Source organism: Xanthomonas hawaiiensis (assembly GCF_031834635.1).
GTDB lineage: Bacteria > Pseudomonadota > Gammaproteobacteria > Xanthomonadales > Xanthomonadaceae > Xanthomonas_A > Xanthomonas_A sacchari.
This window is the reverse complement of record NZ_CP115873.1, coordinates 4,550,253-4,574,042: the sequence shown is the minus strand read 5'-3', so window position 1 is coordinate 4,574,042 and position 23,790 is coordinate 4,550,253. Positions and strand designations below refer to the sequence as shown.

At 70.6% G+C, this 23,790-nt stretch carries 21 protein-coding genes; 7 read left to right on the top strand and 14 right to left on the bottom strand.

The genetic code is table 11. The annotated features are described in order from the left end of the window. Window positions 1–129: 129 nt before the first annotated feature. The 5 genes from PG878_RS19540 to PG878_RS19520 all read left to right on the top strand — a co-directional run bounded on the left by PG878_RS19540 (window position 130) and on the right by PG878_RS19520 (window position 5,567). The gene (locus PG878_RS19540; RefSeq protein WP_209030196.1) at window positions 130–1,032 is read left to right on the top strand and encodes an ABC transporter ATP-binding protein; all 903 of its coding nucleotides are present in this window, start codon (window positions 130–132) and stop codon (window positions 1,030–1,032) included. After that, window positions 1,029–1,814: an ABC transporter permease gene (locus PG878_RS19535; RefSeq protein WP_209030197.1), complete on the top strand. Its 786-nt coding sequence runs from the start codon at window positions 1,029–1,031 to the stop codon at window positions 1,812–1,814. The genes PG878_RS19540 and PG878_RS19535 overlap by 4 nt, the downstream gene beginning before the upstream one ends. Window positions 1,815–1,914: 100 nt before the next feature. Then, window positions 1,915–3,114, top strand: coding sequence for a sensor histidine kinase (locus tag PG878_RS19530; protein ID WP_209030198.1), 1,200 nt, complete (start codon window positions 1,915–1,917; stop codon window positions 3,112–3,114). A gap of 52 nt (window positions 3,115–3,166) precedes the next feature. Further along, on the top strand, window positions 3,167–3,769 hold the full coding sequence (locus PG878_RS19525; protein ID WP_209030199.1) for a response regulator transcription factor: 603 nt from the start codon (window positions 3,167–3,169) through the stop codon (window positions 3,767–3,769). Window positions 3,770–3,872: 103 nt separating this feature from the next. Beyond that, entirely contained in the window at window positions 3,873–5,567 is a 1,695-nt protein-coding gene (locus PG878_RS19520; RefSeq protein ID WP_209030200.1) for a diguanylate cyclase, read from the top strand. 61 nt (window positions 5,568–5,628) lie between these two features. Here PG878_RS19520 and fhuE read toward each other — a convergent pair whose 3' ends face one another. From fhuE to PG878_RS19505, 3 genes are all read right to left on the bottom strand, one after another. Beyond that, complete coding sequence (gene fhuE / locus PG878_RS19515; RefSeq protein ID WP_209030201.1) at window positions 5,629–7,794, bottom strand: ferric-rhodotorulic acid/ferric-coprogen receptor FhuE; 2,166 nt, start codon at window positions 7,792–7,794, stop codon at window positions 5,629–5,631. Between the two features lie 362 nt (window positions 7,795–8,156). Beyond that, entirely contained in the window at window positions 8,157–8,726 is a 570-nt protein-coding gene (locus tag PG878_RS19510; RefSeq protein ID WP_209030202.1) for a cytochrome b, read from the bottom strand. Continuing rightward, window positions 8,723–9,820: a catalase family peroxidase gene (locus PG878_RS19505; protein WP_209030203.1), complete on the bottom strand. Its 1,098-nt coding sequence runs from the start codon at window positions 9,818–9,820 to the stop codon at window positions 8,723–8,725. The genes PG878_RS19510 and PG878_RS19505 overlap by 4 nt, the downstream gene beginning before the upstream one ends. Before the next feature lie 202 nt (window positions 9,821–10,022). Here PG878_RS19505 and PG878_RS19500 point away from each other — a divergent pair, with 202 nt between their 5' ends. Beyond that, the gene (locus tag PG878_RS19500; RefSeq protein ID WP_209030204.1) at window positions 10,023–10,973 is read left to right on the top strand and encodes a sodium:calcium antiporter; all 951 of its coding nucleotides are present in this window, start codon (window positions 10,023–10,025) and stop codon (window positions 10,971–10,973) included. Between the two features lie 124 nt (window positions 10,974–11,097). Here PG878_RS19500 and PG878_RS19495 read toward each other — a convergent pair whose 3' ends face one another. Genes PG878_RS19495 through PG878_RS19470 form a run of 6 tightly spaced genes read right to left on the bottom strand, consistent with a single transcriptional unit; the run spans window position 11,098 to window position 17,007 of the window. Beyond that, a complete protein-coding gene (locus tag PG878_RS19495; RefSeq protein WP_209030205.1) occupies window positions 11,098–11,469 on the bottom strand; it encodes a Na+/H+ antiporter subunit G in 372 nt (123 codons plus the stop codon). After that, window positions 11,466–11,750 carry a K+/H+ antiporter subunit F gene (locus PG878_RS19490; RefSeq protein ID WP_010341381.1) on the bottom strand — a complete coding sequence of 95 codons (285 nt, stop codon included), beginning with the start codon at window positions 11,748–11,750 and terminating at the stop codon, window positions 11,466–11,468. Before PG878_RS19490 ends, PG878_RS19495 begins: the two co-directional genes overlap by 4 nt. After that, the gene (locus PG878_RS19485; RefSeq protein ID WP_209030206.1) at window positions 11,747–12,250 is read right to left on the bottom strand and encodes a Na+/H+ antiporter subunit E; all 504 of its coding nucleotides are present in this window, start codon (window positions 12,248–12,250) and stop codon (window positions 11,747–11,749) included. The genes PG878_RS19490 and PG878_RS19485 overlap by 4 nt, the downstream gene beginning before the upstream one ends. A gap of 1 nt (window position 12,251) precedes the next feature. Then, window positions 12,252–13,814, bottom strand: coding sequence for a monovalent cation/H+ antiporter subunit D (locus PG878_RS19480; RefSeq protein ID WP_209030207.1), 1,563 nt, complete (start codon window positions 13,812–13,814; stop codon window positions 12,252–12,254). Next, window positions 13,811–14,176 (bottom strand): Na+/H+ antiporter subunit C, encoded by a 366-nt coding sequence (locus tag PG878_RS19475; RefSeq protein WP_148829977.1) that lies wholly within the window; start codon window positions 14,174–14,176, stop codon window positions 13,811–13,813. The genes PG878_RS19480 and PG878_RS19475 overlap by 4 nt, the downstream gene beginning before the upstream one ends. Beyond that, window positions 14,176–17,007 (bottom strand): monovalent cation/H+ antiporter subunit A, encoded by a 2,832-nt coding sequence (locus PG878_RS19470; RefSeq protein ID WP_209030208.1) that lies wholly within the window; start codon window positions 17,005–17,007, stop codon window positions 14,176–14,178. Before PG878_RS19470 ends, PG878_RS19475 begins: the two co-directional genes overlap by 1 nt. A gap of 425 nt (window positions 17,008–17,432) precedes the next feature. Here PG878_RS19470 and PG878_RS19465 point away from each other — a divergent pair, with 425 nt between their 5' ends. Beyond that, a complete protein-coding gene (locus tag PG878_RS19465; RefSeq protein WP_209030209.1) occupies window positions 17,433–18,368 on the top strand; it encodes an NAD-dependent epimerase/dehydratase family protein in 936 nt (311 codons plus the stop codon). A gap of 94 nt (window positions 18,369–18,462) precedes the next feature. Here PG878_RS19465 and PG878_RS19460 read toward each other — a convergent pair whose 3' ends face one another. The 5 genes from PG878_RS19460 to PG878_RS19440 all read right to left on the bottom strand — a co-directional run bounded on the left by PG878_RS19460 (window position 18,463) and on the right by PG878_RS19440 (window position 23,677). Beyond that, window positions 18,463–18,945, bottom strand: a complete 483-nt coding sequence (locus PG878_RS19460; protein ID WP_209030210.1) for an Mpo1 family 2-hydroxy fatty acid dioxygenase — start codon at window positions 18,943–18,945, stop codon at window positions 18,463–18,465. A gap of 342 nt (window positions 18,946–19,287) precedes the next feature. Continuing rightward, window positions 19,288–21,075, bottom strand: coding sequence for a peptidoglycan-binding protein (locus PG878_RS19455; protein WP_209030211.1), 1,788 nt, complete (start codon window positions 21,073–21,075; stop codon window positions 19,288–19,290). Between the two features lie 107 nt (window positions 21,076–21,182). Beyond that, a complete protein-coding gene (locus tag PG878_RS19450; protein ID WP_244672499.1) occupies window positions 21,183–21,746 on the bottom strand; it encodes a hypothetical protein in 564 nt (187 codons plus the stop codon). 214 nt (window positions 21,747–21,960) lie between these two features. After that, complete coding sequence (locus PG878_RS19445; RefSeq protein ID WP_209030212.1) at window positions 21,961–22,443, bottom strand: hypothetical protein; 483 nt, start codon at window positions 22,441–22,443, stop codon at window positions 21,961–21,963. A 307-nt stretch (window positions 22,444–22,750) separates the two neighbouring features. Beyond that, on the bottom strand, window positions 22,751–23,677 hold the full coding sequence (locus PG878_RS19440) for a phosphoribosylaminoimidazolesuccinocarboxamide synthase (RefSeq protein WP_209030213.1): 927 nt from the start codon (window positions 23,675–23,677) through the stop codon (window positions 22,751–22,753). Window positions 23,678–23,790 lie beyond the last annotated feature (113 nt).

Below are 23,790 nucleotides of genomic sequence, written 5' to 3'. Positions count from 1 at the left end.
TCGCAGCATGCGGCAATCGGGCGAGGGCTGCCAGTGACAGATGTCATCCACTGCAGTTGACGCGCTGCACTGGGCGGGCGACCGGCCGCGGCGCAGCCTAGACACTCCCTGCCACCACTGGAGTTGTCCATGCCTGACCATGATGCGTTGCCGCTGGCGCAGCTCAGCGGTGTCCACAAACGCTACGGGGCGCTGGTCGCGCTCGACGGCGTCGACCTGCAGTTGCACCGTGGCCAGTTGCTGGCGCTGCTGGGCGCCAACGGTGCCGGCAAGAGCACCGCGGTGAGCCTGCTGCTCGGGCTGCAGACGCCCGACGCCGGCAGCGTGCGCCTGTGTGGGCAGGATCCGCGGGCGCTGGCCGCACGCCGCCAGGCCGGGGCGATGCTGCAGACCGCCGGGCTGCCGGAGACGCTGCGTGTGGGCGAGCTGCTGTTGCAGGCGCGCGGCTACTACCCGCAGCCGCGCAGCGTCGCCGACTGCGTGGCGCTGGCCGGGTTGGACGGGTTGATGGCGCGCCGCTACGGCCAGTTGTCCGGCGGCCAGCAGCGGCGCGTGCAGTTCGCGATGGCGATCTGCGGGCGGCCGCAGGTGCTGTTCCTGGACGAGCCCAGCACCGGCCTGGACATCGAGGCGCGGCAGGGCCTGTGGCGGGCGATCCGCGAACTGGTCGCCGACGGTTGCGCGGTGCTGTTGACCACGCACTATCTGGAAGAGGCCGAGGCGCTGGCCGACCGGGTGGCGGTGCTGCAGCGCGGCACGCTGATCGCCGAGGGCAGCGTCGCCGAACTGCGTGCGCGCTTCGAGCAATGCACCATCCGCTGCCGCAGCGCGCTGCCGGCGGCGCAAGTCGCGCAGTGGCCGCAGGTGCGCCACGCCGAGAGCCGCGACGGCGTGCTGGAGGTGGTCGCCGAGCCGGTCGAGCCGGTGGTGGCGCGGCTGCTGGCCAGCGATCCGGCGCTGGCCGCGCTGGAAGTCCGCCGCGCCGGCCTGGCCGACGCCTTTCTCGCCATCACCCGTGCGGAGGCCGCATGAACCCGATCGATCTTTCCGTTGTCCCGCCGGCGGCCGCCTGGTCGTTGCGCGACCAGGGCGCGCTGCTGCTGCGCGAGATCCGCTACGAGGTGCTGCGCTGGCTGCGCACGCCGTCGTTCGCCCTGCCGACGCTGCTGTTCCCGCCGCTGTTCTACCTGCTGTTCGGGGTGCTGCTCAATCATGGGCGCCACGACGCGGCGGTGTACCTGATGGCCAGCTACAGCGTGTTCGGAGTGATGGCGCCAGCACTGTTCGGGTTCGGCGTCGGCCTGGCCCTGGACCGCGAGCGCGGCCTGTTGGCGCTGAAGCGGGCGATGCCGGTGCCGCCCATGGCGCTGCTGCTGGCGCGCACCGTGCTGGCGATGGCGTTCGCGCTGGCGATCGGGGTGCTGCTGCAGGCGCTGGCCGCGTTGCTGGGCGGGGTGATGCTGACGCCGACGCAGCGGATCGGGTTGCTGCTGGTGGACGTGCTCGGGACGCTGCCGTTCTGCGCGATCGGGCTGGCGCTGGGCGCCTACGCCGGCGGCAGCGGCGCGCCAGCGCTGGTCAACCTGATCTACCTGCCGATGGCGTTCCTGTCCGGGCTGTGGATTCCGCTGCAACTGCTGCCGGCGTGGCTGACCACGCTGGCGCCGCTGTGGCCGTCCTATCACCTGGGCCAGTTGGCGCTGCGCGTGGTCGGCCAGGCCGATGGCCGCAGCAGTGTCGGCCATGCCGCCGCGCTGCTGGCGGTGACGGCGGTGTTCTACGCACTGGCGCAGCGGCGCCTGCGTCGCGGCTGATGGCGCGCCATCCCGATCCCGGCGCCGTCGCGCGGTTCCGCGTGCCGGCGCCTTCGCTAAGCTATGCACCGCGGCGGCCGTGCCGCCCTGGGAGCCCGACGTGATCGCCTTGCTGCACGCCTCGCCCGACTCGCTGATCGCCCGCCGCATCGGCTGGAGCTCGGCCAAGTCCAGCACCCACTGGTTCGTGTGGCTGTCGCTGGTGTGGTCGATCTGGCTGTTCGTCACCCCGTTGTACGAGCCGTACTACTTCCGCAACTGGTTCCCGCCGACGCTGGCCAGCTACCTGGTGTTTCTGGCCCTGTACTACGTGGCCTATTACCTCCACCGGCGCTACCTGCCGTGGTGCGTGGCAGGCATGGCCGCGCTGGCGTTCGTGCTGTTGCCGTACAACCCGGGCGCACAGTGCTACATCATCTATGCCTGCGCCTTCCTGGCGTTCTGCCTGCCGCCGGTGCGGGCGGTGGCGGCGATGCTGACGTTGCTGGCCTTGTTCGCGCTGGCCTGGACGCTGCGCGGCTGGTCGCCGCTGTACATGGTCAGCGCGGTGGTGGTCGGTCTGTCGGTGGGGCTGATGAACATCAGCTTCGAGCGCCGTGCGCGCGGCGAGGCGCAACTGCGCCTGAGCCACGAGGAAGTGCGGCGCCTGGCGGCGGTGGCCGAGCGCGAGCGCATCGGTCGCGACCTGCACGACCTGCTCGGCCACACCCTGTCGCTGGTGGCGCTGAAATCGGACCTGGCCACGCGCCTGCTCGCCCACGACGCCGCCGCGGCGCAGCGCGAGATGGAGGAGGTGGGCCAGGTCGCACGCGAGGCGCTGGGCCAGGTGCGACGCGCGGTCAGCGGCATCCGCGCGGCGCAGCTGGCGGCGGAGATCGCCTCGGCCAAGCTGCTGCTGGAATCGTCGGGGGTGACCTTCCGTTACCAGGTCGAGGCCTTGCCGCCGTGCCCGCAGCTGGAGACGGTGTTCGCGCTGGTGTTGCGCGAGGCCGCCACCAATATCCAGCGCCATGCCTCTGCCCGCAACGCGCAGCTGCGGCTGTGGTGCGAGCGTGGCCAGGCCTTGCTGGAACTGCGCGACGACGGCCGCGGCGGCGCGCTGCAGCCGGGCACCGGGCTGAGCAGCATGCGCGAGCGGCTGGAGGCGGTGGGCGGCAGCCTGCGCATCGCCTCCGAGCGCGGCCTGGGCACCTGTCTGGTCGCCGCTGCGCCGTTGCCGCGGGTCGAGGTGGCCGTGCCGGAGGCCACGCTGGCGGCGCGGACGCAGGCCCCGGCGGATCAGGACGCCGCGCTCGGCTGAGCGCCGGCCCGGCCCGGGCACTACAATGGGCCGACAAGGACCGGGGGGTGCCGTGATTCGTTTAGTGCTGGCGGAGGACCAGGCGATGGTGCGCGGTGCGCTGGGCGCACTGCTGGGCCTGGAAGCGGACCTGGACGTGGTCGCCAGCGCGGCCGACGGCGAGGCCGCGTGGCGCGCGCTGCAGGCGCATTCGCCGGATCTGCTGGTCACCGACATCGAGATGCCCGGCCTCAGCGGCCTGGAGCTGGCCCAGCGCATCCAGCGCCAGCAACTGCCGGTGCGCGTCATCATCGTCACCACCTTCGCCCGCCCCGGTTTCCTGCGGCGTGCGCTGGACGCCGGGGTGGGCGGCTACCTGCTCAAGGACGCGCCGCCGCAGCGGCTGATCGAGGCGATCCGCCAGGTGCACCGCGGCGGCCGCGCGATCGATCCGGAACTGGCGCTGGAAGCGTGGTCCGAAGCCGACCCGCTCAACGACCGCGAGCGCCAGGTGCTGCGCCTGGCCGGCGAGGGCGCCTCGGCCGGCGATATCGCCACGCAGTTGGGGCTGTCGTCGGGCACGGTGCGCAACTACCTGTCCGAGGCGATCGGCAAGCTCGGGGTCGGCAACCGCATCGAGGCGGCGCGGCTGGCGCGGCAGAAGGGCTGGCTGTGACGCGACGCGCCGTGTGGCCTGGAATTTGCATGGCTCCCTGCGCTTGACTGCGCAGCGCAGTGGGTGGCGCGCGCGGCATCCCTCCCTTCCACTCGTCGACGCCATGCCCTCCACCACGATCAACCGCTATGGCGTGCCGCTGGCCCTGCTGCTGCTGTTGGGCATCAGCGGCGGCGTGCTGGTGGGCAGCGAGCGCTTCCTCGACGATGCCGCCGAGGTGCAACGCAGCCACCAGGTGATTGCCGGCATCAACGGCCTGCAGCTCAACCTCGCCGACTGCGATGCCTCCCTGCGCGGTTTCCTGCTGCTGGGCAGCCGCGAGCATCTGGCCGACTTCCGCGGCTGCCAGCAGACGCTGCCGGCGCGGTTGGAGCAACTGGCCGCGCTGGTACGGCACGACCCCGCCCAGCAGCAGCGCCTGCGCCTGGTGCAGGCGCAGGTGCAGACGCGCATGCGCGACAGCGCGCGGGCCGTGGCCCGTTTCGAGCGCGGCGGCGGCCCGGGCATGCTCAGGCCGGACCCGGAGCGCGCGCGCCAGGGTCGCGTGCTGTCGCAGGCGATCCGGCGCAACACCGACAGCATGGTGCGCAGCGAGCGCGCGGCGCTGGCGAGCAGCGCCCGCTCCACCGCCGCCAATGCCGACCTGCTGCGCCGGCTGGCGGTGGTCGGCATTCCCGCCGTCTGTGCGATGACGCTGTGCCTGTACCTGCTGCTGCGCCGCGAGATCGGCCGACGCAGTCAGGCCGAGCTGCGTGGACACCATGCCAATGCCTTGCTGGTGGGCACCGTGCAGCAGATGCAGCGCACCGAACAGGATCTGCGCACGCTCAATCGCTGCAGCCGCGGCCTGCAGAGTTGCGTGCAGCAGGATGAGGCGGTGGAGGTCGCGCGGCAGGCGCTGGAACGCCTGCTCGGTGACGCCGGCTGCAGCGTGTACTGCACCGACGCGGCGGGCGAGCAGGCGGTCTGCGTGGCGCACTGGGGCGACGAGGCGGTGTGTGCGCCGGCGCTATCGCTGAGCGGCTGCGAAGGCCTGCGCAGCCGCGCCACCCAGATCCAGCGGCCCGGCGCGGCGCCGGCCTGCGCCCACGCTGCCGGTGCGGCGCGGCATGGCACCTGCGTGCCGATGGTGGTGCAGGGCGAGCCGCTGGGGCTGATCCATCTGTCCAGCCGCGATCCGGCCCTGCTCGAGCGCCTGCCGCTGGTCGAGGTGGTGGCCGAACAGCTGGCGATGGCGCTGCACAACCTGCAGTTGCGCCAGCGCCTGCGCACGCAGTCGATCCGCGATCCGTTGACCGGGCTGTACAACCGCCGCTACCTGGAAGAATCGCTGGTGCGCGAACTGGCGCGCTGCGAGCGGCGCGAGCAGCCGCTGGCGCTGATGATGCTGGACCTGGACCACTTCAAGGCGCTCAACGACCGCCTCGGCCACGCCGGCGGCGATGCCTTGCTGGCGGCGTTCGGCCAGTTGCTGGCCGGGCTGGTGCGGCCGGAGGACATCGCCTGCCGCTACGGCGGCGAGGAGTTCACGGTGATCCTGCCCGGCGCCGCTGCCGACGTGGCGCAACGCCGCGCCGAGCAGATCCGCGCCGCGGTGGCGGCATTGCAGGTGCAGCACCAGGGCCAGACGCTGCCGCCGGTGACCGTGTCGATCGGCGTGGCCGCCTATCCGGACCATGGCCGCAGCACCGAGGAACTGCTGCGCTGCGCCGATGCGGCGCTGTACCGCGGCAAGCGCGGCGGCCGTAACCGCGTCGCCGCCGCTGACGACGTGCCGCTGCGCGTCGCCGAGGCCTAGGGCGCCTGGCTCCATCCCACGCATGCCGCATCGCGGCATGCGTGAGGCGTGGACTGCCGGTTCAGAACGACCAACTGAAGCTCAGCGTCCCGTTGCGCGGTTCGCCCCAGGCGCCGTAGCCGTAGATCTGCGCGTAGTAGCGCTTGTCGAGCAGGTTGTTGAGGTTGAGCTGCACCGAGAACGCCGGCGACAGGCGATAGCGCGCGAAGGCGCTGACCAGCGCGTAGCCGCTCTGCGCGAAACGGCCATAGGTGGCATCGACGTAATAGATGCGGTTCTGCCAGTTGACGCCGCCGCCGAAGGTCAGTTCGCTCAGGCGGCGTGGCGTGTAGCTGCTGTAGAGCTTGAGCGTGGTCTGCGGCAGCTGGCTGTTGATGTCCGCACCGGCCGCGTCCTTGGCGACGTAGCGGGAGGCGCCGAACGTGGCGTTCCAACCCGGCGCCAGCTCGCCGTTCAATTCGACCTCCACGCCACGGCTGACCGTGCCCTGCGCGGCGACGTAGGCGGTTTCGGTGGTGCCCTGCACGAATCCGCTGGTGGCCTGGGCGACGTTGTCCTGGTCGATGCGGAACACCGACAGCGCGGCGTTGAGGCGGTCGTCGAACCAGGCGCCCTTGACCCCAACCTCGTAGCTCTTGCCGATCACCGGATCCAGGTAGGCGCCGTTGGCGGTGCGCGCGGTCTGCGGCTGGAAGATGTCGGTGTAGCTGGCGTAGACCGACCAGACGTCGTCGAGCGTATACACCAGGCCGGCATAGGGCGTGGTCTTCTCCTGGTGCAGCACGTAGCCCACCCCGCTCTCGCTGCCATCCACCTTCCAGTCGGTGTAGCGCGCGCCCAGGATCAGCTTCAGCGGATCGGCCAGCGACAGCCGTGCCGCCGCATAGCCGGCCTTCTGGGTGACGGTGCCGCGGCTGAACTCGCTGAGCGGCGACCAGGCCGGTTCCGGATAGGCACCGGTCCAGCCCAGATAGCTGGGCAGCGGCCCGGGGAAGTCGAACGCGCCGGTGTTCACGTAGCGGCGGCGGTTGTAGCTGAGCCCGGCCATCAGTTCGTGTTCGCGCCCGCCCAACTGGAACGGGCCTTCGGCGTAGGCATCCAGGCCGTCGACCTTGCGCCCGGTGATGTAGTAGCCCGAATACGGCACCACGCCGGCGCCGGTCTGCCGGTCGAAGCCATAGATGGTGTAGTACGGGTAGAACAGCTTGTCGGTGACGTCGGTCTGGTCGTGGGTGGCGTTGAGCTTGAGTTGCCAGCCGTTGCCGAAGGCGTGCTGCAGCGTGGCGAAGGCGCGCTTGCTGGTGGTGTCCCAGAACGTCCAGTCCGCGGCCGGGTTGAACCAGCGCGGATAGTCGGTGCGGCTGCCGTCGGCGTACCACAGCGGGAAGCCGCCCCAGGTGACGCCGTCGGACTGCTTGTTCTGGTAGTCGTAGCCCACGCTCAACTGCGTGTCCGGGGTCAGGTCCGCATCGATCACCGCATAGCCCAGCGCCTTGCGCTGGCTGTAGCGCTGCACGTACGAGTCGGTGTCCAGGTAGCTGCCGATCACCCGGGCGCGCACCGTGCCGCTGGCGTTGAGCGGGGTGGTGACGTCGACCGTGGAGCGCGTGCGGCCCCAACTGCCGGCGCTGACGGTGACGCTGCCGGTCAGTTCGGCGCTGTCGGCGTGCTTGCGGATCAGGTTGACCGAGGCCGAAGGATTGCCGGCGCCGGTGAGCAGGCCGGTGGCGCCGCGCACCACCTCGACGCGGTCGTACAGGGCCAGGTCCAGCGCCGAATCGCCGTAGCTCCAGTTCTGCACCATCGTGGTCGGGATGCCGTCGAACTGGTAGTTGTCGATGTAGAAGCCGCGCGCGTAGAACTCGAAGCGCTCGCTGTCCGAGCGCGTGCTGGACACACCGGTGGTGTTCTCCAGCACATCGATGATGTCGTCCAGGCCCTGATCCTCGATGCGCTGGTGGCTGATGATGCTCACCGACTGCGGGATCTCCCGTGGCGCCAGTTCGAAGCGGGTGCCGGCGCTGGTTTTGCGCACACTGTAGCCCTCGGCGCGCTCGCCCTTGACGCTGATCTTGTCGAGGGTGGTGACGTCGCGTTCGGCATCGTCCGCGCCGTCGGCGGCGGACGCGGCTGGTGTCGCGGCGAACGCCGGCGCGGCGGCCAGCAGGCAGGCCGCGGCCAGGGCAGAACGGCGCGGAAAACGGCGGGTGGGGGCAACACGGGACATCGCGGACTCCAAGGCAGCAGGCAGGGCCATCGCCGGCGCGGATGCGGCGCCGGACGACGATCGAGAGTGAGCTGGCTTGGCGCGCGGACTCGCAGGCCGGTGTGGCGGGCTGCGGAACAACGGCACTGGCTGGCGCGACCGCGGCACCGGATTTCCAGGGAACGACCGGTGCGCGGGAAGAACGGGGCGGACGAGCGTGCCGTCCGTCGACAAGTGTAACGGCGGCCCGGAGCTGGGACCATGTCGGCGGCGCCACAAATCCTTGGCGCGCCTCCGCTGCAGGACGTCACCGCGCCGATCGAGGTGCGCGAGCAGCGCGGTGCGTGCCAACGCTGCACCGCGCGTGCGCGTCGTCGGGTGGACTACGCCTGGTCGCGCGGCGCTGCAGGCGTCGCCGGGCCACGCGCCATGCTCGGGAACACGCCGTCGCGGCGCACCCAGGCATGGAACAGCGCCGCGCACAGGTGCGCCAGCACCGTGGCGAACAGCAGGTAGGCCAGCCAGCCGTGCGCGCTGCGCAGCCAGGCGTACAGCGCCGGGCTGTGCGGGGCGATCGGCGGCAACTGCACGCCCGGCCACAGCACGATCGGGTAGCCGCCGGCCGAGAGCATCGACCAGCCGAGCAGCGGCATCGCCAGCATCAGCGCATACAGCAGCCAGTGCGAAGCGTGCGCGGCGGCCTGCTGCCAGCGCGGCAGGTCGGCCGGCAGCGGCGGCGGCCGGTGCCGCAGGCGGTTGCCCAGGCGTACCAGCACCAGCAACAGGATGGCGATGCCCAGCGGGCGGTGCAGGTTCAGCAGCCAGGGCCGCTGCGACACCGAGGCGACCATGCCCACGCCGACGAACAGCATGGTCAGGATCATCGCCGCCATCAGCCAGTGCAGCACGCGCGCGAGCAGGTTGAAGTGCACGGAGCGGTCGTCGCGGTTCATTGCGCACCTCCGTGCGGCGTGCCGGTGGCGTCGGGCGCCTGGCCGCGGGCGATCTCGCGCTCGCGGCGGTTGAAGGACTGCGAGTACACCGCCGAGCGCGCGGCCAGGATCGGATCGTCGGAGCCGGCGATGCCGTGCGGCAGGATCAGCGGATCGTAGTTGAGGTCGCGACACGGCCCGGTGGCCTGCGGTTCGGCATGGTCCAGCACCAGGGTGCCGGCGACCACCTGCTGGCGGTCCTGCGGCCACGGCTGCGACGGGTCGTCGACCGGGTCGCCGGGCGCGGCCACGGTCAGCACCAGGTCCCAGCGCAGCGGGCCGCGTGCCAGCCGCGCCTGCAGATCCTCGCTGAGGAAGTCGGCGTCGGCCTTGGCGCGTTGCTCGGCCGACAGCGGCGCGAACGGGGTCTGCGGGCGCATCGACCAGCGCACCGCATGTGTGCTGCCGTCGGCGGCGATGAAGCGGAACGCGTTGACGCCGTTGTACTGGGTGTTGGCCCAGCTGTCCGACCACGGCGCGGTCTTGGCCCACTCCTGGAACTTCTTCGCCTCCGGGTAGCGCTGCAGGAACGCCGCCATCTTCGCCGGGTCCGGCTTGCCGGTGGCCGGGTCCGGCCGCGCGGCCAGGGTCTGCGCCATGAAGCCCTCGGGGCTGGCGACCACGAAGAACGGGAAGCTGTTCATCGCGGTGCGCCATTCCTGGCCGTCGTCGCTGCGCAACTGCAGGGCCATGCTGCGCACGCGGGCGGCGCCGTCGGCACCGTGCGGGTCGCCGCCGCCGATCGACAACCGGCCCAGCACCGGCACCGAGGATTGCGCGAACACCCGCGCCGAGGACAGCGCGCTGCCCTGGCCATTGCCTTCGAAATGCCCGCTGACGCACACGCCCTTGCTGTGCGCGCGACGGAACCCCGGATGCGGCGGGCCGCCGGCTTCGATGGCGTCGGTCATGCGCTGCGCGGTCAGCTGCTGCGGGCCGCCCAGCCAGCCGGCGCTCCAGGCGAAGGCGGCGGCGAGCATCGCGGCGATCGCGGCGATGCCGGCCAGCGCCAGCCAGGGCCGCCGCGGCGGCGGCGTGGGATCGGGACGGGACATGGGGCGGCTCCTGTGGCGGCGGCGAGGGGAGGAACGCGGTCGGGCGCGATGCAGGCGCTAGCAGACACCTTCGGGCATGAACGCGCGGTCGTGGCGGCGCGCGAGGCGCAACGCCGCCGCGTGCCGTCGCGGCGGCACGACCACGGCGGCGTCATCGGCGCTGCGCATAGAATCGCCGCTTCTTGAGGGCTGGGAGTCGGCGATGGCGGGTACGATCGGCTGGGTCGTGTTGGGGCTGGCGTTCCTGGCGCTGGGCGGGGACTCGATCGTGAAGGCGGCCTCGGGCCTGGCCCAGCGCTGCGGCGCCTCGCCGTTCGTGGCCGGCTTGCTGTTGGTGGCCTTCGGCACCTCGCTGCCGGAACTGGCGGTCAACGTGCGCGCCTACGCCGACGGTGCGCAGGACCTGGCGCTGGGCAACGCGGTCGGCAGCAACCTGGCCAATCTCGGCCTGACCCTGGGCCTGGCCGCGCTGGCGGCGCCGTTGCTGCTGCGCACGCGCCTGCTGCCGCCGTTGTTGATCCTGCTGACCCTGGCGACGCTGGCGCTGATCGGTTTCGGGCTGGATGGCGCGATCTCCCGCGGCGAAGGCGTGGCGCTGCTGCTGGCCTTCGTCGGCGTGGTCGCGTTCCTGCTGCTGCGCGCGCGGCATGAGCCGGCCGCACGCCAACTCGGCGTGTCCGGCTACGCGGTGACCCGTACCGGGCTGGTGCTGAACCTGCTGCGCCTGCTGATCGCCCTCGTGCTGTTGAACGCCGGCGCCAACCTGGTGGTGGAGCACGCGCCGCGGCTGGGCGCGGCCTGGGGCCTGTCGCCGCTGCTGGTCGGCCTGCTGCCGGTGGCGATCGGCACCGCGTTGCCGGAAGCGGCCGCCGCGGTGGCCGCCGCGCGCCGTGGCCAGGGCGACATGGTCGTCGGCCACGTGCTGGGCGCGAGCCTGTTCAATCTGCTGGTGGTGATCGGCGGCATGGCGGCGCTGCGGCCGCTGCCGTTGCCGGCCTCGTTCGTGCGCCTGGAACTGCCGGCGGCGATCGCGCTGGCGGTGGTGCTGTACCCGATGCTGCGCGGCGACATGCGCCTGAGCCGCGGCGAAGGTGCGGTGCTGCTGGTGGCGTTCCTGGCGTGGGTGGGGCTGGAGGTGGCGTTGGTGGCGTGAGTGCCGGGAGTGGGGATTGGAAAAAGCGGCTGGCTTCAGTCGTAGGAGCGGCTTCAGCCGCGACGGGGCTTTAGCGGGAACGCCCGGTCGCGGCTGAAGCCGCTCCTACGAGGCAGGCCGTGTGCTACGGCTCCTCCGGCTGCTCCGGCGGCGGCAGCCCTTCCTGGTCGGCGTGGTCGCTGCCCGGCACCTGCGGGCGTTGTTCCAGCATCAGCGACAGCGCCGCCTTGGCCATCATGTGTGCGCTGATCGGCGCGGTGATGAACAGGAATGCGGTGATCAGCAGCTCGCGCGGCTGCGGGTCCTGGCCCAGGAACAGGTGATAGCCGACCGAGGCCAGCAGCACGCAGCCCACGCCCAGGGTGCTGGCCTTGGTCGGCGCGTGCAGGCGCTTGAAGAAGTCCGACAGCTTCACCAGCCCCAGCGCGCCGACCAGGATGAAGAAGCAGCCGACGATCAGCAGCAGCGACAGCCCCACCTGCAGCACGCCGATCATTCGACGATGTCCCGGCGCAGCACGTACTTGCTCAGCACCACGGTGCTGCCGAAGCCGAGCATGGCGATGATCAGCGCCGCCTCGAAGTACACCGGCGAATCCAGGTACATGCCGAACAGCATCAGTTCGGCGATCGCGGTCACCGACAGCGTGTCCAGCGCCAGGATGCGGTCGGGCACGGTCGGCCCGCGCAGCAGCCGCCACAGCGCCAGCAGCATCGCCAGCGCCACCACGTGCATGCACACGACGATCGTGGTCTCGATGAACATGTGGCTGGTCATGGGAAGATCTCCATCAACGGCGCCTCGTAGCGCGTCTTGATCTGCCGGATCACGGTCTCGGCATCGTCCAGGTGCAGCACGTGCACCAGCAGGTACTTGCGGTCGTCCGACAGCGCCGCCGACACCGTGCCCGGGGTCAGGGTGATCATGCTGGTCAGCGCGGCGATGCCGTGGATGTTGGCGATGTCCAGCGGCACCCAGATGAAGCCGGGGTGGATCCGTGTCTCCGGGCCCAGCACCTGCAGCGCCACCACCACGTTGGAGCGCACGATGTCCCACGCCGCCACGCACAGCATCTTCGGCACCGGGCGCAGCGAGCCGATGCGCGCGAACTCGCGGTCCAGGCGCGCGGCGAACAGCGGCACCGCCACGCCCAGCACCGCACCCAGCAGCACCTGGCCGAGACTGAAGCTGTCGCTCATCAGCAGCCAGAACGCGGTGACGGTCACGCTCAGCGGCCAGGACGGGAACAGGCGGCGCGACCAGGGACGGGCGGACATGTCAGGGCTCCCGCAGGATCGGCGCGGTGGCGCGCAACTGGGTGGTGTAGTCGGCCGGGCGCAGCAGTTGCGCGGCGGCGGCCTCGCTGTAGCGCAGCAGCGGCCCGGCGGCCACGGTCATCGCCACGCCGTAGCCGAGCAGCAGCACGGTGGCGGCGGTTTCCAGCGGCCGTGCCGGCGCCTTGCGCGGCGCCGGGCGCGGCAGCTCCACGGTGCCGTGCTCGGCCGTGTCCTGGTCGCCAGGCACGCGCCAGAACAGGCGCACGCCGCCACGGGTCAGGCCCATGATCACCATCAGGCTGCTGAGCAGCACCGCGGCCCACACCGGTGCGGTCAGCCCGGCCGGCGTCGCGCTGAGGATCGCCACCTTGGCCAGGAAGCCGGACAGCGGCGGCAGCCCGGCCACCGAGATCGCCGCGATCAGGAACAGCACGCCGGGCACGGTCTTGCCCGGCAGCGGCGCGATGATCTCCTTGCGGTCGCTGGCGCCGCCGCGGCGGCGCCGGATCAGGTCGGCGATCATGAACAGCGCCGCGGCGACGAAGCTGCTGTGCGCCAGGTAGTACAGCCCGGCGCCGAGCGTGCCTGGTGCGTCCAGCGCGAAGGCCACGAACAGCGTCGCCGCCGACACGATCACCAGGTAGCCGATCAGCACCCGTAGGCGCACCGCCGCCAGCACCCCCAGCGCGGCCAGCAGCAGCGTCGCCAGGCCCAGCCACAGCAGCCAGTCGCGGCCATAGCCGTCCAGCGCCTGCGCCTGGCTGCCGAGGATCAGCGTGCTCACCCGCAGCACCGCGTACAGGCCGACCTTGGTCATGATCACGAACAGCGCCGCCACCGCCGCCGGCGCGCGCGCATAGGTGTCCGGCAGCCACAGGTACAGCGGCAGCAGCGCGGCCTTGGCGCAGAACACCAGCAGCAACAGGCCGAACGCGGCCTTGATCAGCGCCACGTTCTGCGGCGGCGCCTGCGCCACGCGCTGCGACAGCTCGGCCATGTTCAGCGAGCCGAGCAGTGCGTACAGCAGGCCCAGCGCGATCAGGAACACGGTGGAGGAGGTGACGTTGAACACCACGTAGTGGAAGCCCACGCGCAGGCGCAGACCGCGCCCGCCGCTGAGCAGCAGACCGTAGGAGGCGATCAGCATCACCTCGAAGAACACGAACAGGTTGAACACGTCGCCGGTCAGGAACGCGCCGTTGAGGCCGACCAGCTGGAACTGGAACAGCGCATGGAAATGCGGTGCGCGCCGGTCCCAGCCGGCGCAGGCGTGCAGCAGGCAGGCGCCGGCGAGCAGGGTGGTGGTGGCCAGCATCCACGCCGACAGGCGGTCGGCCATCAGCACGATGCCCAGCCGCGAGGGCCAGTCGCCGAGCAGGTAGGCGTGGACCTGGCCATCGCTCGCCTGCACGCACAACGCCAGTACCGCCGCGGCCAGCGCCGTCATCGCGGTCCAGGCCACCGCGCGGCGCACCTTGCGACCGTAGCGGCGGTGCTCGGCGAACAGCGACAGCGCCGCGCCGAGCAACGGGATCAGGATCGGCATGATCAACAGATGGGTCATGGCGCCTCCCCATCGGCGGGGTCGCGGTCCGGGCGCGCATCGACGTGGTCGCTGTGGTTGTCGCCGCGGCTGCGCATCGCCAGCACGATGCTCACCGCGGTCATCGCGAAGGCGATCACGATCGCGGTCAGCACCAGCGCCTGCGGCAGCGGATCGGCGTGCTCGGCCAGGGTCGGGGCGATGCCGTCGCGCAGCACCGGCGCCTTGCCCTGCACCAGCCGGCCGCCAGCGAAGATCAGCAGGTTGGTGGCGTAGGACAGCACGGTCATGCCCAGGATCACGTCGAAGCTGCGCGCGCGCAGCAGCAGGTACACGCCCACCGCGGTCAGCACCCCGATCGCGCTCGCCAGTGCCAGTTCCATCAGTGCATCTCCCCGGTGATGGCCGAACGCCGCGCCGGGTCGATCTGCCCGCGCTGCGAATCGCGGGTGCGCGAAGGCTTGATCGTGCCCATCATCGACAGCGTCAGCATGGTGCCGCCGAACACCACCAGGTACACGCCGGTATCGAAGACCAGCGCACTGGCCAGCGGGACCGTGCCGATCAGCGGCAACTGCAGATCCAGATGGCCGCTGGTCAGGAACGGCACGCCGAACAGCATCGAGGCCATGCCGCCGAACGTGGCCAGCAACAGGCCCAGGCCGATGCAGCGGATGTAGTCGAAGCCGAAACGCGACTCCACCGAGGCCGCACCCTGGATCACGTACTGCATCAGCAGCGGCACCGCCAGCACCAGCCCGGCGATGAAGCCGCCGCCGGGCGCGTTGTGGCCGCGCAGGAACAGGAAGATCGACACGGTCAGGGTCAGCGGGAACATCAGCTGCGCCAGGTCGGCCGGCACCGGCAGCTTGATCGGCGGCCCCGGCATCACCTTCTCCGGTGCCATCCGTGCGCGCCGCAGCAGCGCGTGCACCACCAGCGCGGCGATGCCGAACACGGTGATCTCGCCGAAGGTATCGAAGCCGCGGAAGTCCACCAGGATCACGTTGACCACGTTGCGGCCGTAGGCTTCCGGCAGCGCGCGCTGCAGCAGCTCGCCGGCCATGGTCGTCGCCGGCCGGGTCATCACCGAATACGCCAGCAATGCCATGCCGCCACCGGCGACGATCGCCAGGGCCGCATCGCGCCAGCGCCGCCAACGCCGCGGCTCCGGGGGCGAGGCCTTGGGCAGGTAGTTCATGCCCAGCAGCATCAGCACCAGGGTCACCATCTCCACCAGCAACTGGGTCAGCGCCAGGTCCGGCGCCGACAGGAACACGAACACCAGGCTCACGCCCAGGCCGCTGCCGCCCAGCACCAGCACCGCCAGCAGCCGTTGCCGGTACAGGAACAGCGTGGACAGCGCGCAACTTAGGATCAGCAGCCACAGCCCCCAGCCCAGCAGCGGCATCCCTTGCGGCGCCGGCCACTGCTGCCACAGCGGCGGGGCCTGCAGCAGCGGTGCGGCCACCACCACCACCGCGGCCAGCACCAGCCAGCGCAGGCTGCGTTGCAGGTGGCCGTTGGCGAGCACGCGGGTGAAGCGCGCGGCCAGGCCGAACAGGGTCTGCACGTGCCAGTGGAACACGCGCTTGCCCAGCGAGCGGCGCACTTCGGTGTACAGCGCGGTCAGCCGGCGCAGGCCGAAATACAGCGCCACGCCGCCGACCACGCCGGCGATGCTCATCGCCAGCGGCGCGTTCCAGCCGTGCCAGACGGCCAGGCTGTAGTCGGGCAGGGCGTCGCCGAGGATCGCGCCGGCGGCGCTGCGCAGCACCGGCGCCACGGTCAGCGCCGGCACGATGCCGACCGCCACGCACACCAGCACCAGGATCTCCACCGGAATCTTCATCCAGCGCGGCGGCTCGTGCGGCATCGTCTTCAGGTCGCGCGGGCCCTTGCCGAAGAACGTCTCGTAGACGAAGCGCAGGCTGTAGGCCACGCCGAACACGCCGGCCAGCAGCGCCGACGTCGCGGTGAAGATGCGCATCGCCGCCGGGCCGTCGGCGCCCAGCGCCTCGGCGAAGAACATCTCCTTGGACAGGAAGCCGTTGAGCAGGGGGATGCCGGCCATCGACAGCGAGGCGGTGATCGCCAGCGCGCTGGTGATCGGCATCCAGCGGCGCAGGTTGCCGAGCCGGCGCATGTCGCGGGTGTGGGTCTCGTGGTCGATGATGCCGGCGGCCATGAACAGCGAGGCCTTGAACACCGCATGGTTGAGGATGTGGAACACGCCGGCCACCACCGCCATCGGCGTGGACAGCCCGAACAGCATGGTGATCAGGCCCAGGTGCGAGATCGTCGAATACGCCAGCAGGCCCTTGAGGTCGTGCTGGAAGATCGCGAACCAGGCGCCGGTGAGCAGGGTGATCGCGCCGATGCCGCTGACCGTGTAGAAGAACAGGTCGCTGCCGGCCAGTGCCGGATGCAGCCGCGCCAGCAGGAACACGCCGGCCTTCACCATCGTCGCCGAGTGCAGGTACGCCGACACCGGGGTGGGCGCGGCCATCGCGTGCGGCAGCCAGAAATGGAACGGGAACTGCGCGCTCTTGGTGAAGATGCCGAGCAGGATCAGCCCCAGCGCCCACGGATACAGTGGGCTGGCGCGGATCACGTCGCCGGCGGCGAGCACCGCGTCGAGCTGATAGCTGCCGACGATGCGCCCCAGCAGCAGTACCCCGCCGAGCAATGCCAGGCCACCGCCGCCGGTGATCACCAGCGCCATGCGCGCGCCGTCGCGCGCGTCCTGGCGGTGCGACCAGAAGCCGATCAGCAGGAACGAACTGATGCTGGTCAGTTCCCAGAACACCATCAGCAGCAACAGGTTGCCGGCGATCACCATGCCCAGCATCGCGCCCATGAACAGCAGCAGGCAGGCGTAGAAGCGCGCGGCGTTCTCGCGCGCGCTGAGGTAGTAGTGCGCGTACATCACCACCAGCGCACCGATCGCCAGCACCAGGCCAGCGAACATCCAGGCCAGCCCGTCCAGGCGCAGCGAGAACTGCAGGCCGATCTGCGGTAGCCAGGCGTGGTCGGCGCGGACGATGCCGCCCTCCAGCACCGTGGGTGTCAGCGCGCCCAGGATCGCCAGGCCCACCAACGGCGCCAGCGCCGCGGCCCAGGCCAGGGCCGCGCGCGAGCGGTGGCGCAGGGCCACCACGGCCGCCGCCATCAGAAACGGCAGGGCCAGCAGGATGTCGAGGGCGGGGATCATGCAGGGAATACGAGATTCGCGAGCAGGAGCCCGAGTGTAACAGGCGCGTCACGGCGGTGGCCGGCGCGGGAACGGAAGGCGTGCACGGTCATGCCGACAGCGTAGCCGCGGGCGGGTGAGGCGCTTGCGAGCATGGGTGGACTGGACGATGCCGAGCATCGGCGCGGCGCGGTATCGGCCTGGCGTGCGCTGCGGGCGGCGCCTCGTGTGGGCACGTTCGGCAGCAGAGGCGCGTGTGACCTTGATGCGGACGAGGGTGCGTGAGGCGCGGGCAAGTTCGCCGGTGCGCGTAGCGATCGCCGGCACAGTGCAGGCCTGTGCCGCCCATCGCCTGCCAGGCGCCACCAGCTGTCGGCATGCCGTGCAGTCCAACGATCCCGCGCGGCTCCGGCCGCAAACGTCGGCGCACGCACTATCCTGTGCCGATGACCGATTCGCTTGCCGCTGCATCCGCGTCCCCTCCGTCCGTCGCGTCGCCGCGCATCGCGCTGGTGTTCGGCGGCAGCGGCCAGATCGGCGAGCGCCTGCTGCAGCGCCTGCTGGCCGACGGATGGCAGGTGCATGCCTACTCGCGCCTGGCGCGTGCGCCGCAGCCCGGCCTGCACTGGCATGCCGGCGAACTCAGTGCGCTGCAGGCACCGCCGGTGGCGGCGGAAGTGGTGTTCAGTTGCGGGCCGTTGGACGCCTTCGCCGACTGGTATCGGCGCGCGCCGGTCGCCGCCGCACGCGTGGTCGCCTTCGGCTCCACCAGCCTGGAGGTCAAGCGCGACTCGCTGGATGCCGCCGAACGCGACGTCGCCCGGCGCCTGCGCGAGGCCGAAGCGATCGTGTTCGCGGTCGCCGCCGAACGCGGCGCGGCGGCGACGGTGTTGCGGCCGACCCTGGTCTACGGCGCCGGCCGCGACCGCACCCTCAGCGCGATCGCGGCGCTGGCGCGACGCACCGGTTGGTTCGTGCTGCCGCGCAGCGCCAGCGGCCTGCGCCAGCCGGTGCACGTGCAGGACCTGGCCGACGCGGCGCTGGCGGTGCTGGCGCATCCGGCCACGCACGGGCGCAGCTACGCCCTGGGTGGCGGCGAGACGCTCAGCTACCGCGAGATGGTGCGGCGGGTGCTGGCCGCCCTGCGGCCGCCGGCGCGGCTGTTGACCCTGCCGCACGCACTGTTCGCGTCGGCGCTGGCGCTGGCCCATGCCTGCGGTCGCCTGCAGGGCATGAACCGCGCCGCACTGCAGCGCATGCGCGAGGACCTGGCGTTCGACCTGCACCCGGCGCGGCAGGATTTCGGCTACGCGCCGCGCGCCTTCGCCCCGGATGCGGCGATGTTGGGCCTGGACACCGCGGAGACGGTGAAGCGGGGCTGATGCCGTGTTGCGCGCACGGCCAAGCCTGCTGCGGACGGCACGCAGCGACCGCAATGCGCGCGGAAAGAAGACGCGGTAGGGTTCTCAGCCGCGCTCAGTAGCGCCAGTGCATGCGCCGGTACAGCTTGGCCAGCACCCAGGCCGGGCCGATCAGCAGATAGGTCAGATCGGTGAGGAAACTCGGCCGGTGCCCTTCCAGCGCGTGGCCGACGAACTGCGCGATCCAGGCCACCACGAACACGCCGATCGCCAGCCAGAGCAGCCCCTGCAGGCCCAGGTGCGCCTCCGCCAGCCGGCACAGGCAGCCGCAGAAGAAGAACGCCGCCAGCATGCCGTAACCCAACGTGCGCGACAGGCGGTTGTAGTACATCCACGCCGCGAACATGCCCAGCGCCGCCCACAACCCGCTCTGGAACAGGGTGCCGCCGACCGGGATGCACCACAGCAGGGCCACCACCGACCACAGGATCGCCGGCACCGCGACCACGTGGATGCGCTGGTTGGCGGCATTGCGGTGGTCGTCGGAATAGCTGGCGAAATAGCGGTCGATCGGGCGCGCGTAGGCGGTGGTATCCATCTTCCCTCCCAGGAACCGGCTCAGCATAGCGCCATCGCGGCGGCGATGCGGAGACACCACTTGGCGCGTCTAAAACTTCCGGAAGCGTCAGGTAGGAGCGGCTTCAGCCGCGACGGGCCTCACCGGGGACGGTCCGTCGCGGCTGAAGCCGCTCCTACATCTGCAACTTGCAGCCGGCTCGATCCAGCCGGAGGCAGGGGATGAGGGGGGCTTTTTCAGTTTCGACGACCGCGCCTGGAATGCGTCGGACACCACGTGACCGATCACCCCAGGCAAGCGGCGGCGTCGCCGATCAGGGGCGATCGCGCTGTCGGCACGACCGCCCCGTCACGGCGTGGCGGCTCAGGCGCGCGCCATGCTCCTGCTCGTCTCCTGCTGCTGCTCGCGCTGCACCGATTCCTGCTGCTGCGCGGACTGACTGGCCAACTGCGCGCTGGTCTGCTCCAGCGGCGGTGCCGGCTGCTGCAGGTCCACCACCGCACGGAAGCCCGGCGTGGTCCCGGCGACGAAGGCCTTGTCGTTGGCCACATTGACCTCCTTCAGCTTGTCGGGACTGTCGATCCCGGCCTGCTTTGCCTGCAGGGTCAGGTTGGCCACCGCTTCGTTCGACAGCTTCGCGTGCGGCGGGTTGGCCTTCTCGGCACCGCGATCGGCCTCCGTGCGCATCTTGTCGTACAGCGGCGTATCCGGATGCCCCGGCTCGCCGAGCTGCGGACCTTTCGCCGGCTTGGCCTGCGCCTGCTCGACAGCCGCCAGCCCGGCCCGGGTGTCGCGGCCGACGATGCCGTCCTGGGTGAGGCCGCGCTGTTTCTGCAGGGAGGTGACCGCCTCATGGGTGTTGTCGCCGAAGCGGCCGTCCTCGGCCAGCGGCCGGCCCTGCGCGTCGCGGATGCCCAGACGGTTGAGGTGCTGCTGCAACTCGCGCACTTCCGGGCCGTGGTCGCCCTGGCGCAGCGTGCCATTGCCATGCTGCGCCTGATCGCGTGCATGCGCGTCGACCTGCTGGCCGCGGTTCCACCACGTCTCCGGGCTGACGGCTTTCCCGTTCGCATCGTGCATCTGGTAATGCACGTGCTGCGCGTACTGGCTCGCCCCGTTCGGGCCGCGTCCGCCCATGGTGCCGATCGCATCGCCGGCGCGCACGGTATCGCCTTCTTTCACCGAGCGCGAATCCAGGTGCAGGATTTCGTGCGAGTTGCCCTGCGCGTCACGGATCTTCACCGTGCCGTACTGGCCGCCGGAGAAGGTCACCGTGCCGGAGATCGGCGCGTGCACCGTCGGGTGCTGCCGGTTGATGCCGGTCTGGCCGCCTTCGTAGTTGAAGTCGGTGCCGCCATGCGGGCCGCGGGCGCGCTGTTCGCCGTAGTGCCCGGTGATGTGCGGATCGACCTTGCCCTGGCTCGGCAGCATGCGTTCCATCGTCTGCTGGAAGTTGCTGTGACTGGCGGCTTGCGGTTGCTGCGCAGGCGCAGCCGTGTGCGGCTGCGTGTGCGGCTGGCTGCGTGCCTGCTCCTGTGCCTGCCCGTGCCCTTGTGTCTGTCCCTGCCCCTGGGTGCGCGACTGGTGCTGCTCGACGAACTGCTGATAACGGTCGAGATACGGCGTCACGTCGCGCCGCGAAATGGCCAGGCCACCGTAGTCCTTGCTCGGGCCATCGTGGTGGTACTTGTAGATGTGGTCTTCGCCCTGGCCGCGGCGCTGGGCCAGGTCGCGGTTGTCGATGTAGTGCTGCACCAGTGCGCGCGACTGGGTGTCCACGTCGAACCGGTTGGCATTGTTGACGCCGTAATGCGCACCGGTGCGGTCGACGAACTGGCCGAGGCCGGACGCGGAGGTGGTGCCGGCAGCCGCATCCGGATTGAAGCCGGATTCGACCCGCGCGATGGCCAGGACATAGGCGGTTTCCCGCGGCGACAGGCCGGCCTTGCGCGAGGCGTCCATCAGGCTGTCGATCACCCTGGACTGCGTTTCTGGTGTGGCATCGCCCCAGCGCCGCGACTCGCCATGCAGACGGCCATCGTTGGTGTCGATGGGTTCGCGGTAGTGGCTCCAGGGCTTGACGTTTTCGCTGCGGTAGGCGGGCCCTCGCGGCTGCACCATGTCGTTGTAGATCGTGTTGTTGTCACTCATGTGCGTTCCTTTCTGTGAGACGGATTCTTCCTTGGGAGGGGTGTTGCTCCATGTACTGCGTACTGCGTGTGCCATGCGCCGTTCCTCGGCGCATGGTCATGCTTGGCTCAAGGCAGGAACGGCTCCATGTCCGGATGCTTCAGGCCCAGTGCCTCGAGCTGGTGTTCGTATTCGTCGTTGTTCGGGCTTTGCTGCCCCTGTTCTTCGCGCAGCGGCGGATTGGCATGATTGAGCAGTTGGCCCTTGCCGTCGTAGAGGAAGAACCACTCGCAGAACTCGCAGCCGTACGGCAGTTCGCCGTATTGCACGACGAAGTACGCGTCGCCCTTGGCGTTCTCGCTGCAGCCCAGTCCCACGGCCGTGTAGTCGGCCATCTCCGGCGGGGGCGCGAGCGGCTGCTGCTGTCCGTTGCGCTCCAGGGCAACCTGGGTCTTGGCGGGAGCGGACGCGTCCGCGGCAGGCAGCGGGGTCAAATGCAGACGCGCTCCAGGGCATTCCTTGATCATGCCGTCTTTTCCTTTTCTGGCCGAATCGGGTGTCGCAGGCGCAGGAGCGGCCTCAGTGGCCGCGGCCTTCGGTGCCGCGTCGCTCGCAGGGTGGGGTTGGCCGCCGCAGGCGGCGAGCAACAAGGTCAGGCCGAAAGCGGAAGACAGGGTGATCGGATGTGGCATCGGCGCCTCCTTGGCGGGTGGTTACGCAGCCTGAAATCTGCTGTTCGGGATTACAACCAGTGACGAAGCGCGCTGCCGTGCACTGCAAGGTCGGTCTTGTGGGTCACTGCCGCGGAAAGCGCCCATCCGGCGCGCCGCGAGTCGGCGGCCACCAACCTTAAGACGCAGCTCGGGAGGAATGTCGGCAGCACGTCCATGACCAGTCCAGTCATGTCTACAACCCCTGATCGTCGACCTTCACCAGCGTCCAGCACGGCTTCTGCGCGAACTGGTAGACCTGTTGGTCGCTGGTATCCGGGGTGCGCACCAGGACCTGCCGGCCCTCGGCGGTCTGCGTTACCACGATCTCGCGCCCGCCCTTGCGAGCCGCCTCCAGATTAGGGATCACCGGCCATTCGACCTCGGCCAGGGGCACGTTGCGGGTCACAGGCGCCGGTTCCGGCTGCGCGTCCGGGTCGATGTGGATCATCGTCAACGGGTCGGCGGTGGCCTTTTCCTGGACCGCGATGTCGGCGCTGAAGCGCTTGAGGAAGGTATCGAAATCGGCATCCTGGCAGCGCGGGGCGGCTGCGGCGGGCGCGGCCTGGGCGGGCGCGGCTGTCGCCGCGGCGACCGTGGAGCCAGCCGGTTGTGCCTTGCACGCGACCAGGGCCGCGGCCAATGCCAGGGACGTCAGAATGGGGCGTGCGATAGCCAACGGATCCTCCTGATCGGGTCGGGCGGGCAATCGCCCTTCGGGCGGACGAGTTTAATTCACCAGGATCAGCATGTCGTGAAGCCGAGGCGGGGTTGTCGCCATCTCTACGGCCCACACTGCCAGGGCGGAAAGTAGCCCTAGCAACCCGCTGTCGAACACCTGCGCGCCGCGAGGAATCACAGCCGGTTCGCGAAGAACATCCATGCGCATCCGATCGTGAATCGGCAGCAATTACCTCAAGGGCCGCAAGGCGGCCGCTTTCCGCGACCACCCTCACGCGCCGGCGCATCCCGGCGTACGGCCGCACTCAGTCGACCGAAATCCCCGCCAGCCGCTGCAGCGCCTCGGCGTACTTGGCGCGGGTGCGGTCGATCACGTCCTGCGGCAGGCGCGGCCCGGGCGCGGTCTTGCCCCAGTCCAGCGTCTCCAGGTAGTCGCGCACGAACTGCTTGTCGTAGCTCGGCGGGCTGGTCCCCACTTCGTACTGATCGGCCGGCCAGTAGCGCGAGGAGTCCGGGGTCAGCATCTCGTCCATGATGTACAGGCGGCCGTCCGCGTCGGTGCCGAACTCGAACTTGGTGTCGGCCAGCAGGATGCCGCGCTCGGCGGCGAAGTCGGCGGCGAAGCGGTAGATGCGCAAGGTGGCGTCGCGCACGCGCTCGGCCAGTTCCGCGCCCACGGTCTTGACCATCGCGTCGAAGTCGATGTTCTCGTCGTGGTCGCCGACGGCGGCCTTGGTCGAGGGGGTGAAGATCGGCTCGGCCAGCTTCTCGGCTTGGCGCAGGCCGTCGGGAAGTTCGATGCCGCTGACCTTGCCGGTGCGCTGGTAGTCCTTCCAGCCGCTGCCGATCAGGTAGCCGCGGGCGATGGCTTCCACCGGCACCGGCTTGAGCTTGCGGGTCACCACCGCGCGCTTGGCGTACAGCGCGGTGTCCACGCCCTCGGGCAGCACCGCGGCCACGTCGATGCCGGTGAGGTGGTTGGGCATCAGGTGCTCGGTCTTCTTGAACCAGAAGTTGGAGACCTGGCACAGCATCTCGCCCTTGCCGGGAATCGGGTCCGGCAGCACCACGTCGAAGGCGGAGAGGCGGTCGGTGGCGACCATCAGCAGGTAGTCGCCGGGCGGCGCGTCGGCCGGCAGGCGCTCGCGGGGAATATCGAACACGTCGCGGACTTTGCCGCGGTGGCGCAAGGGCAGGCCGGGCAGATCGGATTGCAACAGCGTGGTGGACACAGGCACTCCTACGGACTTCGCAATGGCGACCGTCCCGGGACCCGGCGGGCCCGCGGCGGACGGCGGGCCGCGTAGTGTACGGCCGGAATGCCCCGCTGTGCCGTAAAATGGCC